We start from the raw sequence: 15,799 nt of genomic DNA on the forward strand, positions 1-15,799 counted from the left end.
GAGGGCGGCCGAATTCAGTCCGGCCGGTGGTTTGGCTGCCCACGTGGCGCGCTTATGGCACCACGAGATAGGCCTTCTGGTCGGCGATCGCGATGGTCACGTCGGTGCCGGAATTGAACTCGACGAAATCGAGCTCCATCCCGTCGCTGAAGATGACGCCGCCCCTGCTCTGCCGCGAAGAAACCACCAGCGGCCGGTCGCGGGTGATGACGCCATGCACAAGCGACACGCCGGTCGTGTTGCTCGGAAACGGTTCGCGCACCGAAAAGAACAGCTGTTCGCCTTCGCGGTCATAGCCTTGCGGCGGCACGGTCGGCACGGAGTTGTCACCATAGGCCGCGGCCAGTCCCGCGGCGCCCGCCATCACGGAGCGCAGCCAGCCGGTGGAGCCGGCGCCCGTGGAGATGATAATGCCGCTCGACGACTGGCGCTCGGTCCTGCCGCCATAGGTCAATTCGTAGCGCGCCGAGACATGCGTCGAGGCGCCGACGAACAGATCGTTGAAGGCGATCAGCCGGCGTCCGTCATTGGAGCGCGCTTCGGCCATCACCACCGCCTGGCGCTTCGCCTTGCCGGCTATCGTCAGGCGGAGGACCTTTTCGGTATCGTCGGCATTCCACGGCAGCAGCACGCCGTCGAAAAGCGCCGGGTTCGGGTTGATGCCGATCAGCGGCTGGTACGGGAGGTACTTCGCGGTGTTGGACACCAGCCCGTCCTGACCGAGCGCGATCACCGCGTCGGAGCCGAATTCGAACTGCGGGACCAGTTCGCGGTCGAGCCGCAACTGTTTGAGGCCTTGGGGAAGCGAACCCATCACCCGGTCGAGCGCCTGGTGATAGACGTCATGCGCCGCCTTGACCGGGTCGAAATTCATGCCGGCCTGCCGGAGATAAAAGCGCGCCTGTCCCTGCGTGTTGAAGCGCGTCGTCAGTTCCTCCAGCTCGGTCTTGCGGGTGACGACGATCACCCGGTCGATCGGCCTGCCGCTCTGGTCGCTTGCCACCCGAGCTTGCCTTTCAGGACCCGGCTTTCGGCGTGGAAAGCTGGCTGAGCGCGCTGGTGAGCATATCAGGCGTGATCGACAGATTGCCGACCGAACCGCCCTTTTCCGCCCAGGTCTTGAAAGCCATCGCCGTCAGCACGTGCGCCGGCGCCGACGAATAGACGGTGAGTTCGAGCTGTTGGGCCTTGGCTTGCGCCTCGGCAAGCGTCAGCTTGTTGCGCGCCTCGGTATCGACCAGCAGCTTGTTGCGTTCGGCAAGCTCGATTTCGGTCGCCAACTCGCTCTGCTTGATCTCGCGCTCCTTCTCCACGCCCCAGGCACGGCGCCCATAGATCGCGGCATCGGCCTGGCGCTGCAGCGCCTCGCGATATTCGGTCTGGAGCGCCTTGCGGATCTCCGGCGTCGGCTGGACCGAGGTGATGTGGACCTCCTCGATCGACAGGCCTGCGGTCGCGGCAATCGGATCGTTGCGGAGCAGTTCGGCCAGATTGCCACCGAGCTTGGTCACCTCGGCCAGCGCCTGTTCCAGCGTCATGCTCGAAACCACCGCGCGGGCGCGGCTCTGTATCGCAAGCACCAGGCGCTCGGCGATCTTCTCCCGGCCGTCGCCGACGACGTCGGCACGGCTGAGCTTGGCGCTGAAATCAAAACCTTCGGCTGCCTTGAGTGGATCGATGATGCGGTAGCTGACCGACCCCTGGATTGCCAGATCCTGGAAATTCGCCGTCGTCTCGGTGAAGATGAAGGGGTTATCGAGCGACGTCACCGGCACCATCGCTATCGTGGTGCCGAACGTGCCGTACCAGAAGGAGATGCCGCGCCCCTGCTCCCTGATCTTGCCGTTCTTGAAGCGCAGGATGTGATACTCAGGCGTTCCCTTGAAATAGCTGATAAACATGCGCCCCCCAAGGTTCATTGATTTAATCAGATGTTTAGCCGCGATCCCTGAAACGGTTGGTGATGGGATAGCGGCGGTCGCGGCCAAAATTCTTACGGGTGATCTTCACACCCGGCGCCGCTTGCCGGCGTTTGTACTCGGCAATGTAGAGCAAATGTTCGACGCGCGTCACCGTCGCCCGGTCGTGGCCGCGCGTGACGATGTCGTCGACGCCCATTTCGTTCTCGACCAGGCATTCCAGAATGTCGTCCAGCACCGGATAGGGCGGCAGCGAATCCTGGTCGGTCTGGTTCTCGCGCAATTCCGCCGACGGCGCCTTGTCGATGATATTCCTGGGGATCACCTCGCCTGAGGGGCCGAGCGCGCCCGGCGGCACATGGCTGTTGCGCCAGCGCGACAGCGCATAGACCTGCATCTTGTAGAGGTCTTTTATCGGGTTGAAGCCGCCATTCATGTCGCCATAAAGCGTGGCGTAGCCCACAGACATCTCGCTCTTGTTGCCCGTGGTGACGACCATCGAGCCGAACTTGTTGGAAATCGCCATCAGGATCGTGCCGCGCGCGCGGCTCTGCAAATTTTCCTCGGTAATGCCTTCCTTGGTGCCCTCGAAAAGCTGCGTCAGCGTATGCAGAAAACCCTCGACCGGTTCGAAGATCGGCACGATGTCATAGCGGCAGCCAAGCGCACGGGCGCAATCCTCGGCATCCTTCAGCGAATCCTCCGAGGTATAGCGGTAGGGCATCATCACCGCCCGCAGCCGCTCCTCGCCGAGCGCATCGACGGCCAATGCGGCGCAGATCGCCGAATCGATGCCGCCGGAGAGACCCAGCACGACGTTCTTGAAGCCGTTCTTGTTGACGTAGTCGCGCAGGCCGAGCATGCAGGCGCGATAGTCCGCCTCCTCGCGCTCGGGGATTTTCGACATCGGCCCTTCCGAGCAAACCCAGCCGTCGAACTCTTCTGCGTTTTGCGCGCCTGCGGCGACGCGGTTGCGCTTCCAGGTCGTGACGTCGACAGTTTCCTCGAACTGGCTCATCTGGAAGGCGAGCGTCTTGTCGGCGCCGATGGCAAAAGAGGCGCCGTCGAAGATCAGCTCATCCTGGCCGCCGATCTGATTGGCATAGATCATCGGCAAACCGGTCTCGATGACCTGGCGGATAACGACCTGATGGCGCACGTCCATCTTGGCGCGGTAGTAGGGCGAGCCGTTCGGCACCAGCAGGATTTCCGCGCCGCTCTCGGCCAGGGTTTCACAGATGCCGACGTCGCCCCAGATGTCCTCGCAGATCGGAATTCCGATGCGCACACCGCGGAAGTTGACGGGTCCCTGAGCCTCGGGGCCGGCCTGAAAGACGCGCTTCTCGTCGAACTCGCCATAGTTTGGCAAATCGAGCTTGTAGCGCTCGGCGAGGATCTTGCCGCCATCGGCGACGATGATCGAATTGTGGGTGCCGCTCTTGCGCTTCAGCGGCGTGCCGATGATGACGCCCGGCCCGCCATCGGAGGTATCCGCGGCGAAATCCTGAGCGGCCTTCTCGCAAACCTTGAGGAAGGCCGGCTTCAGCACCAGGTCCTCCGGCGGATAACCGGCAAGGAAAAGCTCGGTGTAGAGCACGATGTCGGCGCCCTGGCGGGCGGCATCCGCCCTCGCCTCGCGCGCCTTGGCAAGGTTGCCGGCGACATCGCCGACCGTCGGGTTGAGCTGGGCAACGGCGATGCGCAGAATATCGGGTGCGGTCTTCTGGGTCATCTGTGCGGTTTAGCGCGGCAGAATTGCCCCGGCAATGGCGTTCGTTTGGACCAATTCGGTGATCAGTCATCGCCCATATATTCGCGCAGCGATTGCGGCGAATGGTTCTCTCCGATCGACATCGCCAGAATGCGCGAGATGTGCCGGCGCGGCAGGCCGGTTTCCTGCGCCCATTTGTTGATCTGCGCCTGAATCCTGTCGAGATCCCTCTTCGACGTCGGACTTTCGGCGATGTCGAGGCCGGCGTCACGCAAAGCCGCGACCATATCGGCCGAGATGACGAAGGCGTCCCAGCCCAGCCAGCGCAGGAAATACTGGCCGGTGTTGCCGCCAAGCCGGCTGCCATGCTTGCCGAGATACGCCATCAGCCCGACCTGGTCGTCGTCAGGCCACTCCGCGAGGAATTTGCCGAAACCGCCATGTTCCTTCGACACACGCTCAACGAAGGCGGCGTTGTCGCGGACGGATTTGATCTTCTGCGGGTTGCGCACAATGCGTTGATCAGCCGTCAGGTCGTGCCAGAAGTCATCAGGTTGAAACAACAGCCGTTTCGGCTGGAAATGGAGAAACGCGTCCTCGAACCCGGGCCATTTCTGTTCAATAACGCGCCAGACGAAGCCGGCGGCAAACACCCGCTCGGCCATCGTCGAGAGGATACGATCGTCCGTAATGTCAGCCACGGCGGCATTTTCAGGCGCCGGCCCGAGCAGCGACATCAGCACCGCGTCGCCGCCTTTGCGTTTTGCAGCACGGGCGCGAATCTTCGCGAAATCGGGCATCCTGCATCCTCGCGCCGCGCTTTTGACGAAACGCCATCTTCCTATATGCAAACGAGGCTGCCAAGCCGACGCTTTTCCTATGGAGACATCCATGCACAAGACCGTGCCAGAACTTGCCAACCGCTGGTTGAGGCGAACGCCTGAAACCCTCAGCGAGCTCGAGCGGCGGGTGTTGCAGAGCACTGTCGACCGCAAGCCCATCTCGCAGGATATCAACGACAGCCTCACCGGCCTTCAGGGCGCCGGCGACCGGATCGCCGATGCCATTGCCCGCATCGGCGGCTCGTGGACGTTCATCCTGTCCTTCATTGCTTTCCTGGTGCTGTGGATCGGCACCAATTGGTGGCTGCTCGGGCGAGACTCGTTCGACCCCTACCCCTTCATCTTCCTCAACCTGGTGCTGTCGATGATCGCCGCCTTGCAGGCGCCGGTGATCATGATGTCGCAGAACCGCCAGGCCGCGCGCGACCGCATCGACGCCGCGCATGACTATGAGGTCAACCTCAAGGCCGAGATCGAGATCATGGCTCTGCATGAAAAGCTGGACGAACTGCGCCACAGCCAGATCATCGGCGTGCGCGAGGACATCGCGCGCCTGGCCGAACAGGTGAACCGCATAGACGAAAAACTGTCGGGCCGGCAAACCTCTCAATGACCGGGATCGTCCATCACCTCATCGAGCAATATGGGTTGATCGCGGTTTTCATGGGCTGTGTCGCCGAAGGCGAAAGTGCGGCCATCCTCGGCGGCTTCTTCGCCCATCAGCATGTCTTCATCCTCTGGAAGGCTTTCCTCACGGCCGCCATTGGCGCCTTCGTCGGCGACACGTTTTTCTTCATTCTCGGCCGCAGCTTTGCCGACCATCCCAGGGTGCTGAAACTGAAGGCGAGGCCCGGCTTCAACCACGCCTACCGTCTCGTCTCGTCCCATCCCAACATATTCGTCCTGTCCAACCGCTACATCTATGGCCTGCGCCTGGTCGGCGGCATCGCGGCCGGTTTCGCCAGCATTTCGGTAGCGCGCTTCGTTATCCTCAACGCGGTGTCGTCGCTGGTCTGGGCGGCTTTGTTCTGCGGCATCGGCTACGTCTTCGGCCTCGAAGCCGAGCAGATGATAGGCAAGGCACTGCTCCATCACGAACGGCTGCTGATCGCGCTTGCCATAGGTCTGGGTGTCGCCATCCTTGCCTGGCTCATCGCCCGCACCGTCGCCGGCAAGGAGCGCGCCAAGGACGCCCGCGACAGCGAAACCACATCGTAAGGTTCAGTCGTCGTCCTCGACCAGAGCCCGGTCGCCGCGATCGAGGATCAGCGGGATGATGAGATCTTCCTCGTCGGCCAGATGCCGCTTCAGCATGGCGATCAGCCGGCTGTTCTCGTCCGCATAGGCGTCGGCGGCGAAGCGCTGCCTGTCCTCGCTCTCCTCGAGCGTGCGGATGAAGGCGTTCGCCGTCTCGGCGTTGCGCTCCAGCCCCTCATGAATGGTGTGATGGTCGGCATCGAGGATTTCGAAGCCGCGCTTCAGGCGCGGCTCCGCCTTGGCGAAAGCCGGGAAATATTGGTAGTCCTCGACATTGTGGTGGCCGTCGAGATTGCCGAGAAAGTGGTTCAGCCGCGGCGCGAACCAGCGCGCGAAATCCGGCGCCGTCAGCCTGCCTTCGCGATAGTCGCCAATGCCGTTGGTGAGCATGCCGCCCAGCTCTCGGAACATGTCGTGCCGCTGCAGCCACATGTTTGCCATGCCGTGGATGTTGGCGTGGCCCTGCCATGTCTCGCGCGGATATTTTTCCGCCAGCCAGCGCAGGTCTTCCGGCAGGCCGGCTCTTTCAAGCAGCAGAAAATTGGCTTCCACGACGTCAGTCTCCTTTGGTGACTAACATATGGGAGCGTTCAGATCAGATCGGTAGTCCCGTGATGCGCTCGATGAGGGCGATTCCCCAGACGCCGGCGACTATAATAACCGAAATCAGCACCGCCAGCGAGCCGCAGTCCTTGGCGAGCTGGATGTCGACGTTGAACTCGCGACTGAAGGCATCGCAGGCTGCCTCGATGCCGGTGTTCAGCACTTCGACCATGATGAGCAGCAGCACCGCGCCGATCAACAGCGCGTAGCCGCGCCACGAGACCGAGACGAACCAGCCGAGCGGCAGCGCCAGCACCAGCAGCATCAGTTCCTGCTGAAATGCCCTTTCGCTGGCGGCGAGCTTGCGAAAGGCTCGCACAGAATTGAAGTAAGCACCGATCAGCCGCTGCATGCCGCATCCCCTTCGAATCACCGGCAGGGGATATCGCAATGGCTGGATCAAGGGAATAAGGCAGCCGCCGCAAAATCACTCCTCCGCAACCTTGATCGTCGGCGTCGACTTCTCGAACTGCGGCAGTCCATCGTCGATCGTATAGTAATCGCCCTTGTCGCCGACAAAGATGTGGCATTGGCCTTCGAGCCCGGTCGGGTTGTCGAACGATCCGGCCAGAACTGAGACATAGGCATCCTGACCCGGCTTCCAGAACAGCACCGAGCCGCAGATCTTGCAAAAGCCGCGCTTGGCAAAGGAAGACGATTCGTACCAGCTGATGTTGTCGGCGCCGGTTATCGTGATGTCGCCGTCGGCGACGTTGGTCGCGGCGTAAAAATGCCCGCTCTGCTTGCGGCACTGCGAACAGTGGCAATAAATGACGCCGCGCACCGGCCCTCGCGTCTGGAAACGCACGGCTCCACACAGGCAAGATCCGCTGTGGTTGTTGCTCATCCCTACCTCCACCAGCCATCGTCCACGGCTTCGCCGCTGGCCGAGAGGATTTCAGTTTTGCCGCAGCCGGGCACCGGCAAATGCGACATGGGGTGGGCGTGTACGGACCTGACCTCAGGATCTTTGCAAACCATTTCTGCAGCCTGCGGTAGAACGGACGCGTTAACTGGCGGCACATTAAGGAAACTTTAGCGCCGGCGCATCTATGGTCGTTGCCAAGCGAATGTCGCGATTGGGGACGTGTCTTTCGCAGGATGATCCGAAATACGGCTGGCACTCTCCGGTCGGCGGCATCTCGCACGGTCTGCGATGGTTCCCAGAGGCAGAGTGAACAGAACATGCAGCCGGCAGCCGTCCAGACCGACCGAAACAGCGACATTGCAACAGCCGTTGTGGCGACCATGCGTCAGCTCGGCGTGCTTGGCCTGCCGCGCAATTACGAAATCTTCTACGAAGCACTGAAAGGCACCAATCGCGAACTCGGCCTGGCCGTCGTCGCGCTCGGCAACCAGCCGACGCAGGACGATCTCGACCGCATCGGCCGCGCTTTCTTTGCCCAGCATCACGGTCCCGGCATTGTCGAGCAGGCGCGCGACGTGCTGGCCAGGGAACTCGAGGACATCGCCTTGCTGCTGCGCAGCGAACGTAGCCATATCGAGAAATACGGCAAGATCCTCGATGAGACATCGAGTGGCCTCGCCAACCGCAGCCTGCTTTCGCAGGATCTGCTGCAGAAGGTCGCCAGCGCCATGGCGGCGGCCACCAACTCGACCCTCGACCACGGCAAGCAGGTTGCAACCACGCTGAGCGACAAGACGGCGGAACTGGAGAGCGTCAAGTCGAAGCTTGAGGAGTACAAGCGGCTCGCCGACACCGACCCCTTGACCCATATCTGGAACCGCCGCGCCTTCGACAAGCAAATCACGGCGATTTACACCTCCAACAAGGGGATCCTGTTCAACGCCCTGATCCTTGCCGACATCGACCATTTCAAGGGTGTCAACGATCGCTACGGCCACCCGGTCGGCGACAAGATCATCCAGATCGTCGCTGAAATCTTCCAGACCAGCATCCGTGAAGACATGTTCGTAGCCCGCACCGGCGGCGAGGAATTCGCGCTGATCGTCGAGGGCGCCAGCGAGGATACCACTTACGAGATCGCCGAACGCATCCGCGTGCTGATCGAACAGACGCCGTTCACCAGCAGCCAGACCGGCGCCAATTACGGCACGGTGACCGTTTCCATGGGCATCTGCATGGCTTCCGAAGCGGAAAGCCCGGAGGATCTCTACACCAAGGCGGACCGGGCGCTCTACCGCTCCAAGGTTGGCGGGCGCAACCGCGTCACCCGGCACTCGACAATGGCCGGCCGCACCGGCAAGAACTGGCTGCTATACAAGAAAGACTGACGCTTCGGCGTGCGGCCAATTCCCGGGCACGGGCAAATTTATCGGATCCCGTCTCTTTCCATATGAATTTTCGTGGGCTATATTTTCCATGGAAAGAGAGAGGCCATGTCTGTTACACAACCCAATGCTGCCGCCCCTGATCTGACCGCGAAGGCGGCCGAAAATGCGGTTCTGACCAAGGCCACGCTGCGCGCCGCCGAACTCTTGGATATAACCGCCAGGGTGCTTGCGTCGATCATCGGCGTCTCGGAAGCCACGGTTTCACGCATGCGCAGGCAGGAATTCCTGCTGGAGCGCGGCACCAAGCCGTTCGAACTCGCGGTGCTGTTCGTGCGGCTGTTCCGTTCGCTCGACGCCATTGTCGGCGGTGACGAGACGATAGCCCGGGCATGGCTGAAGAACGCCAATACCGCGTTCGATGGCAGCCCGCTTGAAAAGATCCTCACCATTACCGGGCTTGTCGATGTCATTGCCTATCTGGACTCCCGACGCGCTCTCGTCTGAAGCCGTCCGGTTCGACGGCAAATACTGGCGCATGGTCGAGGCGCAGCACCGCGTCTCGACGCTGAAGATCGTTGACACGCTGGACGAACAGGCGCTGCTCGAGGATCTGATCGAGGAGACCAAGCCGCAGATCCCCATGGAATGCCGGCATCTCCACTATCTCCTGGCGACGCCCTTCCGCTACGGCTCGATCTATCCCTACGGCTCGCGCTTCCGCCGCGCTGGCCGCACCCTGGGTGTCTACTATGCCGCGGAGACGATCATGACGGCGGTCGCCGAAATGGCCTTCTACCGCTTGTTGTTCTTCGCCGATTCGCCCGACACGCCATGGCCGCACGACGCCGCCGAATACACCGCCTTCGCCGCCGCGATCCGCACCGACAAGGCTGTCGACCTCACGCGGCCGCCACTCGACCGCGATCAGGCTGAGTGGACGCATCCGACCGACTACGCCGCCAGCCAAGCGATTGCCGATGTCGCGCGTGAGGTCGGGCTGGAGGCGATCCGTTACCGTTCGGCGCGCGACCCGAAGGGCGTCAATGTGGCGCTGCTGACATGCCGCGGCTTTACCAAGGCCAAGCCGCTGGAGCCGCACACATGGCACATCCGGCTGGGCTCGTTCGGCGTCCAGGCCATCTCAGGATTTCCGGAGAAGCGGATCGAGTTTTCCAGAACTGCCTTTGCCAACGATCCCCGGCTCAACGGATTGCGCTGGGAACGCGGGCGTTGATCAAAACGAAAAAACGCCGGATCTCTCCGGCGCTTTCCACTTCAATCTGAAAACGGGTTCAGCCGTTGGCAGCCTGCTTGTGCTGCACGGGATGGCTCTTCTTCAACAGGTCGGAGACGAGGAAAGCCAATTCGATCGCCTGGTCGGCGTTGAGGCGCGGGTCGCAATGGGTGTGGTAGCGGTCCTGCAATTCCTCGGCGGTGATGGCGCGGGCGCCGCCGGTGCATTCGGTAACATTCTTGCCGGTCATTTCGACATGGATGCCGCCGGGATGCGTGCCTTCGGCGCGATGCACCTCGAAGAAGGTCTGGACTTCCTTGAGGATGCGGTCGAACGGCCGCGTCTTGTAGCCGGCTGCCTCGATCGTGTTGCCGTGCATCGGATCGGATGACCACACGACGCTGCGGCCTTCCTTCTGCACCGCGCGCACCAGCTTCGGCAGATGGTCGGCGACCTTGTCGGAGCCGAAGCGCGCGATCAGCGTCAGCCGCCCCGGCTCGTTCTCCGGATTGAGCAGGTCGATCAGCTCCAGCAAACCATCCGGCGTCAGCGACGGACCGCATTTGAGGCCGAGCGGGTTCTTGATGCCGCGGCAATATTCGACATGCGCATGGTCGGGCTGTCGGGTGCGGTCGCCGATCCAGATCATGTGGCCCGACGTTGCGTACCAGTCGCCGGAGGTCGAATCGACGCGGGTCAGCGCCTCTTCATAGCCGAGCAGCAGCGCCTCGTGACTGGTGTAAAAGTCGGTCTCGCGCAGCGCGTAGTTGGTCTCCGAGGTGATGCCGACGGCCTTCATGAAGTCCATCGTCTCGGTGATGCGGTTGGCGAGCATGCCATACTTCTCGCCTTGCGGGCTGTCGGAGACGAAACCCAGCATCCAGCTATGCACGTTCTCTAGGCTGGCATAGCCGCCCTGGGCGAAGGCGCGCAACAGGTTGAGCGTCGCCGCCGACTGGCGGTAAGCCATCTCCTGGCGGGCCGGGTCGGGAATGCGCGACTTCGGGTCGAACTCGATGCCATTGATGATGTCGCCACGGTAGCTCGGCAGCGTCACTTCGCCCTTGGTCTCATTGTCGGACGAGCGCGGCTTGGCGAACTGGCCGGCAACACGGCCGACCTTCACCACCGGCTGTGCGCCGGCAAAGGTCAGCACCACCGACATCTGCAGGAAGACGCGGAAGAAGTCGCGGATGTTGTCCGCGCCATGCTCGGCGAAACTCTCGGCGCAATCGCCGCCCTGCAGAAGGAATGCGTCACCGGCAGCGACAGCTGCAAGTTGCTTCTTCAGCTTGCGCGCCTCACCTGCAAAAACCAGCGGCGGAAAGGTGGCGAGCTGGGCTTCCGTGCTCTTCAGCGCGGCAAGGTCCGGATAGGCAGGAACCTGCTTGATCGGCTTCGCTCTCCAAGAATTCGGCGACCATTTCGTCATCGCTGCACCCAAACGCCTTTTCCAGCAGGCTTTTGCCCGCCATTCCCGCCCCACATGGGGATCGCGGCTCCATACACGAAGCCGATTTCCTATTCTAGACCGGAATTCAAGCGCTGGCGAATGGGTGGCTGGCAGTTCACTCTGCCGTCTGTGACAAAGCGAGATAGAAAAGGCCCAGCCCCAGCAGCAGACATGACGGGCTGTAGAACCAGCTGTCATAGCTGGCAAAACGCGTGGTCCTTACCTGCTTGAACAGCCCGAAATATCTCGACCAGCTCAAAGCCCTTACGGTGAAGATAAGCGCCCACAGGATGATGCCCGCCTTCAGCAGTTGTTGGGGCACCGGCAGGCGGATCACATTGGTGAAGCCGAAAATCAGCAGCAGCACCAGCGCCAGGATCAACCCTACCACCATCGCCCCAAAGGCCGTCTCCTTGACGGCGGGAGTGCCGTCCTCGCGTTGCGGCAACGCGACGCCGGCGCCAACACTCCCACCGAGACCCCAATAGAGATGAAAGCCGGCCCCGAGCAGCAGAATGGCCGAACAGAGAGCGACAACCGCTGTCGCCATACTATCGGGCGACCTCGTTCAATCGCCTGAGCTGGCGACCGAGCCCACCTGTCAGATCAAGTGCAAGCATGCGCAGCAAGGCGATGGCGCTCCATAACGGCCGATCCGCAAACGGCTTGTTGCTGTTGTGCTCAAGGAAAGGGTGAGTGAGAAAAGCCGCGACATAGAAGAACGGAATGATGACCAGGAAAGCCCACCAGACGACGAGAAAGGAGGCCGCGATCCCGGCGAGCGGCGCGAAAAACAGGCCGATATAGTGGACAAACCGAGTCGAAGGTTTTGAATGGCCGGCAAGATAACCGAGCCAGTATTCATCGAAGGTCTGCGGGTTCATGGATTTCCCCGTTCAGCGATGAGTTGCAGGATCCATCTGATCCCTTGGGTCAAACTGATCCCTTGGGCCAAAATACTTCAATGGCTCCAATCGTCGCAGACCCAGAAGCGGTCTTTGCTAAGCGAAGTCCCACAACTAGGCGGCCTTGTCCACCAGCCGCGCCAGTTGCGTCATCACGACCGCCGAGCCCGCCAGGCGCTTCTCCGCCGTTGGCCAGTCGCGAATGAAGACCACGCTGTGGTCGGCCCTGATCTTGGCCAGCGAGCCCTGTTCGCCGATGTACTTGACCAGCCCGACCGGGTTGGAAAACTCGCGCTTGCGGAAATGGATGACGACGCCCTTGGGGCCGGCATCGAGCTTTTCGACATTGGCCCTGCGGCAGAGTGCCTTGATGAAGACGATCTTGAGCAGATGCTTCACTTCTTCCGGCAGCGGGCCGAAGCGGTCGATCAGCTCGGCGCCGAAAGCATCGATCTCCTCGGTGTTTTCGAGATCGCCAAGGCGGCGGTAGAGCGCCAGCCTGAGCTGAAGGTCCGGCACGTAGCTTTCCGGGATCATGACAGCCGTGCCGACAGCGATCTGCGGCGACCAGCCGCCGTCCTGGACCTCGCCCGAGTCCTTCACCTCGGCCACCGCCTCTTCCAGCATCTGCTGGTAAAGCTCGAAGCCGACCTCCTTGATGTGTCCGGATTGTTCTTCGCCGAGTAGATTGCCGGCGCCCCTGATGTCGAGGTCGTGGCTGGCGAGCTGGAAGCCGGCGCCAAGCGTGTCCAGCGATTGCAGCACCTTCAGCCGGCGCTCGGCGGTGTCGGTGAGCTTGCGATTGGCCGGCAGCGTGAACAACGCATATGCCCGCACCTTGGAACGGCCGACGCGGCCGCGCAGCTGGTAGAGCTGCGACAGGCCGAACATATCGGCGCGATGGATGATCAGCGTGTTGGCGGTCGGAATGTCGAGCCCGGATTCGACGATGGTGGTCGACAACAGCACGTCGTACTGGCCGTCATAGAAGGCGTTCATGATGTCGTCGAGTTCGCCCGGCGGCATCTGGCCATGGGCCACCGCCACCTTCAGCTCGGGGACGGATTCGCGCAGGAAATCATGGATTTCGGCGAGATCGCTGATGCGCGGAACGACATAGAACGAATGGCCGCCGCGGTAGCGTTCGCGCAGCAGCGTCTCGCGGATGACCAGCGGGTCGAAAGGCGAGATGAAGGTGCGCACCGCCATGCGGTCGACCGGCGGCGTGGCGATCAGCGACAGTTCGCGCACGCCGGTCAAGGCAAGCTGCAGCGTGCGCGGGATCGGCGTCGCCGACAGCGTCAGCACGTGGACGTCGGTCTTGAGGTCCTTCAGCCGTTCCTTGTGCTTGACTCCAAAATGCTGCTCCTCGTCGATGATCAGCAGGCCGAGATTCTTGAACGAGATCGCCGACCCGAGCAGTGCATGGGTGCCGATGACGATGTCGACCTGCCCCTCGGCGATGGCTTTCTTGGTTTCCGCCAGTTCCTTGGCGCCGACCAGCCGCGAGGCCTGGCCGACGCGGATCGGCAGGCCGGAGAAGCGCTGCGAAAAAGTCTTGAAATGCTGGCGCGACAACAGCGTCGTCGGCACCACGACCGCGACCTGGAACCCTTCCATCGCCGCGATGAAGGCGGCGCGCAACGCCACTTCGGTCTTGCCGAAGCCGACATCGCCGCAGATCAGCCGGTCCATCGGCTTGCCGGCGCCGAGATCGTCCACGACGGCATCGATCGCGCCCTGCTGGTCGTCGGTCTCCTCATAGGGAAAGCGCGCCGAGAATTCGCCGTAAAGCCCTTCCGCCGGCACCATGGGCGGCGCGGTACGCATCTGGCGCTCGGCGGCAATGCGGATCAACTGTCCGGCCATGTCGAGCAGGCGCTTCTTCAGCCGCGCCTTGCGCGACTGCCAGGCGCCGCCGCCGAGCTTGTCCAGCGTCGCCTCGGCTGTGTCAGAGCCGTAGCGCGACAGAAGCTCGATGTTTTCCACCGGCAGGAACAGCCGGTCGTCGCCGGCATAGTGGATTTCCAGGCAATCATGCGGCGCACCGACCGCCTCGATGGTGCGCAGGCCGATGAAACGGCCAATGCCGTGATCAGCATGGACGACGATGTCGCCCGCCGACAACGACGACGCCTCGGCGATGAAATCCGACGCGCGCTTCTTGCGCTTCGAGCGCCGGATCAGCCGGTCGCCCAGAATATCCTGTTCGGCGACGACGACCAGTTGTTCGGTCTCGAAGCCGGATTCCAGCGGCAGCACCGCAAGCGCCGCCTGGCCCGGCTCGAGTTTTTCCGCCTCGGCCAACGTCGCCACCGGCACCAGATTGCCGAGATGATGCTCGGCCAGGATCTGGCCGAGCCGATCGAGCGATCCTTCGGTCCAACCGGCGACGATGACCCGCCGGCGTGCCGCGCGCTCGTCGGCAATATGCTTCACCACGACGTCGAAGACGTTGGCGTTGGGGTCGGCACGTTCCTCGGCGAAGCTGCGGCCGTGGCGCGAACCGCCATGGAACACCTTTTTGGCCCCGACATCGGGCGCGTCGAAGGCGGTGAAGTCGATGGCTTCGCGCGGTCCGAGGGACGCTACGAGGTTTTCCGGTGAGAGATAGAGCAGGTCCGGCGCCACCGGCTTGTAGGGCACGGCGTCCTTCAAGGCAGCGTCGGCCTGTTTGCGGCGCGCTTCGTAGTGGTCGAGGATCAGCGTGTGACGCTCAGCCAGCGCTTCGTGCGCCAGATGGTCGAAGATGACAGGCGCATCCGGCAGATAATCAAACACTGTCTCCAGCCGCTCGTAGAACAGCGGCAGCCAGTGCTCCATGCCGGCAAAGCGCCGCCCTTCGCTCACCGCCGCATAAAGGCCGTCGTCGCGCTGCGGCGCGCCAAAGGCTTCGATATAGGAGCGGCGGAAGCGGCTGATGGTTTCGGGGGTCAGCGCCACTTCACTCATCGCCTGCAGCGCCATCGACTTGCGCTGGCCGGTGGTGCGCTGCGTGGCGGCGTCGAAGACGCGGATCGATTCCAGCGTGTCGCCGAAGAAATCGAGCCGCAGTGCTTCCGTCCAGCCGGGTGCGTAGAGGTCGAGGATGCCGCCGCGCACGGCGAATTCGCCGATACCGCGCACCGTCGGCACCCGCTCGAAGCCGGAAATCTCCAGCCGGGACACCAGCGCGTTCATGTCGATCTGGTTGCCGGGCTTTGCGTGGAAAGTCTGCGCTTCGACCAGATCGGCCGGCGGAATGCGCTGCAGCAGCGCATTGGCAGTGGTCAGGATGACCGCGCGATGCGGCTTTTTTGCCAGCGCGATCATCGCCGTCAGGGCGTCGAGCCGCTTGGCAGCGGCATCGGAGCCTGGCGAAACGCGGTCATAGGGCAGGCAATCCCAGGCCGGCAACTCCAGCACCGGCAGGCCGGGGGCGGCAAAGGTCAGCGCCTCGATGATCGACGGCAGGCGCTGGCCGTCGCGCGCCACGAACAGCACCGGTTTGTCAGGCGCAATCTCATGGATCGCCTGCACCAGCGCAAAGGCTTCGTAGCCATCGGCAACGCCGTCGACGATGAACTGGCCGGCACGGCCTTTCGGCAGACCGATTTTGGGAATGAGGCTCATGGTTGCA

Annotated in this window: 16 protein-coding genes; 5 read left to right on the forward strand and 11 right to left on the reverse strand. The window is 62.6% G+C overall.

Going from position 1 to position 15,799, the window contains the following annotated elements; all coding sequences use genetic code 11:
• Positions 1 to 52: 52 nt before the first annotated feature.
• The 4 genes from NKH38_RS05750 to NKH38_RS05765 all read right to left on the reverse strand — a co-directional run bounded on the left by NKH38_RS05750 (position 53) and on the right by NKH38_RS05765 (position 4,430).
• Complete coding sequence (locus tag NKH38_RS05750; protein WP_352761519.1) at positions 53 to 1,003, reverse strand: diacylglycerol kinase catalytic domain-containing protein; 951 nt, start codon at positions 1,001 to 1,003, stop codon at positions 53 to 55.
• A 13-nt stretch (positions 1,004 to 1,016) separates the two neighbouring features.
• Positions 1,017 to 1,901 carry an SPFH domain-containing protein gene (locus NKH38_RS05755; protein ID WP_352761522.1) on the reverse strand — a complete coding sequence of 295 codons (885 nt, stop codon included), beginning with the start codon at positions 1,899 to 1,901 and terminating at the stop codon, positions 1,017 to 1,019.
• Between the two features lie 34 nt (positions 1,902 to 1,935).
• Entirely contained in the window at positions 1,936 to 3,651 is a 1,716-nt protein-coding gene (locus tag NKH38_RS05760) for an NAD+ synthase (protein ID WP_352761525.1), read from the reverse strand.
• Between the two features lie 62 nt (positions 3,652 to 3,713).
• Entirely contained in the window at positions 3,714 to 4,430 is a 717-nt protein-coding gene (locus tag NKH38_RS05765; protein WP_023805294.1) for a DNA-3-methyladenine glycosylase I, read from the reverse strand.
• Positions 4,431 to 4,521: 91 nt separating this feature from the next.
• On the opposite strand from NKH38_RS05765, the gene NKH38_RS05770 reads away from it, so the two are divergent.
• The gene (locus NKH38_RS05770; protein WP_023805295.1) at positions 4,522 to 5,085 is read left to right on the forward strand and encodes a DUF1003 domain-containing protein; all 564 of its coding nucleotides are present in this window, start codon (positions 4,522 to 4,524) and stop codon (positions 5,083 to 5,085) included.
• The gene (locus NKH38_RS05775; protein ID WP_023805296.1) at positions 5,082 to 5,690 is read left to right on the forward strand and encodes a DedA family protein; all 609 of its coding nucleotides are present in this window, start codon (positions 5,082 to 5,084) and stop codon (positions 5,688 to 5,690) included. The genes NKH38_RS05770 and NKH38_RS05775 overlap by 4 nt, the downstream gene beginning before the upstream one ends.
• A gap of 3 nt (positions 5,691 to 5,693) precedes the next feature.
• Here the strand turns inward: NKH38_RS05775 and NKH38_RS05780 are convergent, their stop codons facing one another.
• The 3 genes from NKH38_RS05780 to NKH38_RS05790 form a co-directional block, all read right to left on the reverse strand.
• The gene (locus tag NKH38_RS05780) at positions 5,694 to 6,281 is read right to left on the reverse strand and encodes a hemerythrin domain-containing protein (protein WP_023667553.1); all 588 of its coding nucleotides are present in this window, start codon (positions 6,279 to 6,281) and stop codon (positions 5,694 to 5,696) included.
• 43 nt (positions 6,282 to 6,324) lie between these two features.
• Entirely contained in the window at positions 6,325 to 6,684 is a 360-nt protein-coding gene (locus NKH38_RS05785) for a diacylglycerol kinase (protein ID WP_023681553.1), read from the reverse strand.
• A 75-nt stretch (positions 6,685 to 6,759) separates the two neighbouring features.
• Complete coding sequence (locus tag NKH38_RS05790; RefSeq protein ID WP_352761529.1) at positions 6,760 to 7,179, reverse strand: GFA family protein; 420 nt, start codon at positions 7,177 to 7,179, stop codon at positions 6,760 to 6,762.
• A gap of 338 nt (positions 7,180 to 7,517) precedes the next feature.
• On the opposite strand from NKH38_RS05790, the gene NKH38_RS05795 reads away from it, so the two are divergent.
• From NKH38_RS05795 to NKH38_RS05805, 3 genes are all read left to right on the forward strand, one after another.
• On the forward strand, positions 7,518 to 8,588 hold the full coding sequence (locus NKH38_RS05795; RefSeq protein ID WP_023681555.1) for a GGDEF domain-containing protein: 1,071 nt from the start codon (positions 7,518 to 7,520) through the stop codon (positions 8,586 to 8,588).
• A gap of 105 nt (positions 8,589 to 8,693) precedes the next feature.
• Positions 8,694 to 9,092: an MbcA/ParS/Xre antitoxin family protein gene (locus tag NKH38_RS05800; RefSeq protein ID WP_023681556.1), complete on the forward strand. Its 399-nt coding sequence runs from the start codon at positions 8,694 to 8,696 to the stop codon at positions 9,090 to 9,092.
• Positions 9,052 to 9,822, forward strand: a complete 771-nt coding sequence (locus tag NKH38_RS05805) for an RES family NAD+ phosphorylase (RefSeq protein WP_352761532.1) — start codon at positions 9,052 to 9,054, stop codon at positions 9,820 to 9,822. Before NKH38_RS05800 ends, NKH38_RS05805 begins: the two co-directional genes overlap by 41 nt.
• A gap of 58 nt (positions 9,823 to 9,880) precedes the next feature.
• On the opposite strand, the gene NKH38_RS05810 is transcribed toward NKH38_RS05805, so the two are convergent.
• The 4 genes from NKH38_RS05810 to mfd form a co-directional block, all read right to left on the reverse strand.
• Positions 9,881 to 11,254, reverse strand: a complete 1,374-nt coding sequence (locus NKH38_RS05810) for a class II 3-deoxy-7-phosphoheptulonate synthase (protein WP_352761534.1) — start codon at positions 11,252 to 11,254, stop codon at positions 9,881 to 9,883.
• Between the two features lie 136 nt (positions 11,255 to 11,390).
• Complete coding sequence (locus tag NKH38_RS05815; protein WP_352761536.1) at positions 11,391 to 11,825, reverse strand: DUF3995 domain-containing protein; 435 nt, start codon at positions 11,823 to 11,825, stop codon at positions 11,391 to 11,393.
• 1 nt (position 11,826) lies between these two features.
• Positions 11,827 to 12,159 carry an Mpo1-like protein gene (locus tag NKH38_RS05820; protein ID WP_352761539.1) on the reverse strand — a complete coding sequence of 111 codons (333 nt, stop codon included), beginning with the start codon at positions 12,157 to 12,159 and terminating at the stop codon, positions 11,827 to 11,829.
• 135 nt (positions 12,160 to 12,294) lie between these two features.
• Positions 12,295 to 15,792 carry a transcription-repair coupling factor gene (gene mfd, locus NKH38_RS05825; RefSeq protein WP_352761541.1) on the reverse strand — a complete coding sequence of 1,166 codons (3,498 nt, stop codon included), beginning with the start codon at positions 15,790 to 15,792 and terminating at the stop codon, positions 12,295 to 12,297.
• Positions 15,793 to 15,799: the final 7 nt, after the last annotated feature.

The sequence above is a fragment of the Mesorhizobium sp. M1078 genome (assembly GCF_040318615.1).
Classification (GTDB): Bacteria; Pseudomonadota; Alphaproteobacteria; order Rhizobiales; family Rhizobiaceae; genus Mesorhizobium.

Coding starts and splice junctions, on each gene's coding strand:
- NKH38_RS05785 (WP_023681553.1), bottom strand. CDS start 6,684: ATGCAGCGGCTGATCGGTGCTTACTTCAATTCTGTGCGAGCCTTTCGC.
- NKH38_RS05760 (WP_352761525.1), bottom strand. CDS start 3,651: ATGACCCAGAAGACCGCACCCGATATTCTGCGCATCGCCGTTGCCCAG.
- NKH38_RS05775 (WP_023805296.1), top strand. CDS start 5,082: ATGACCGGGATCGTCCATCACCTCATCGAGCAATATGGGTTGATCGCG.
- NKH38_RS05805 (WP_352761532.1), top strand. CDS start 9,052: ATGTCATTGCCTATCTGGACTCCCGACGCGCTCTCGTCTGAAGCCGTC.
- NKH38_RS05770 (WP_023805295.1), top strand. CDS start 4,522: ATGCACAAGACCGTGCCAGAACTTGCCAACCGCTGGTTGAGGCGAACG.
- NKH38_RS05790 (WP_352761529.1), bottom strand. CDS start 7,179: ATGAGCAACAACCACAGCGGATCTTGCCTGTGTGGAGCCGTGCGTTTC.
- NKH38_RS05795 (WP_023681555.1), top strand. CDS start 7,518: ATGCAGCCGGCAGCCGTCCAGACCGACCGAAACAGCGACATTGCAACA.
- NKH38_RS05810 (WP_352761534.1), bottom strand. CDS start 11,254: ATGACGAAATGGTCGCCGAATTCTTGGAGAGCGAAGCCGATCAAGCAG.
- NKH38_RS05755 (WP_352761522.1), bottom strand. CDS start 1,901: ATGTTTATCAGCTATTTCAAGGGAACGCCTGAGTATCACATCCTGCGC.
- NKH38_RS05800 (WP_023681556.1), top strand. CDS start 8,694: ATGTCTGTTACACAACCCAATGCTGCCGCCCCTGATCTGACCGCGAAG.
- mfd (WP_352761541.1), bottom strand. CDS start 15,792: ATGAGCCTCATTCCCAAAATCGGTCTGCCGAAAGGCCGTGCCGGCCAG.
- NKH38_RS05815 (WP_352761536.1), bottom strand. CDS start 11,825: ATGGCGACAGCGGTTGTCGCTCTCTGTTCGGCCATTCTGCTGCTCGGG.
- NKH38_RS05820 (WP_352761539.1), bottom strand. CDS start 12,159: ATGAACCCGCAGACCTTCGATGAATACTGGCTCGGTTATCTTGCCGGC.
- NKH38_RS05765 (WP_023805294.1), bottom strand. CDS start 4,430: ATGCCCGATTTCGCGAAGATTCGCGCCCGTGCTGCAAAACGCAAAGGC.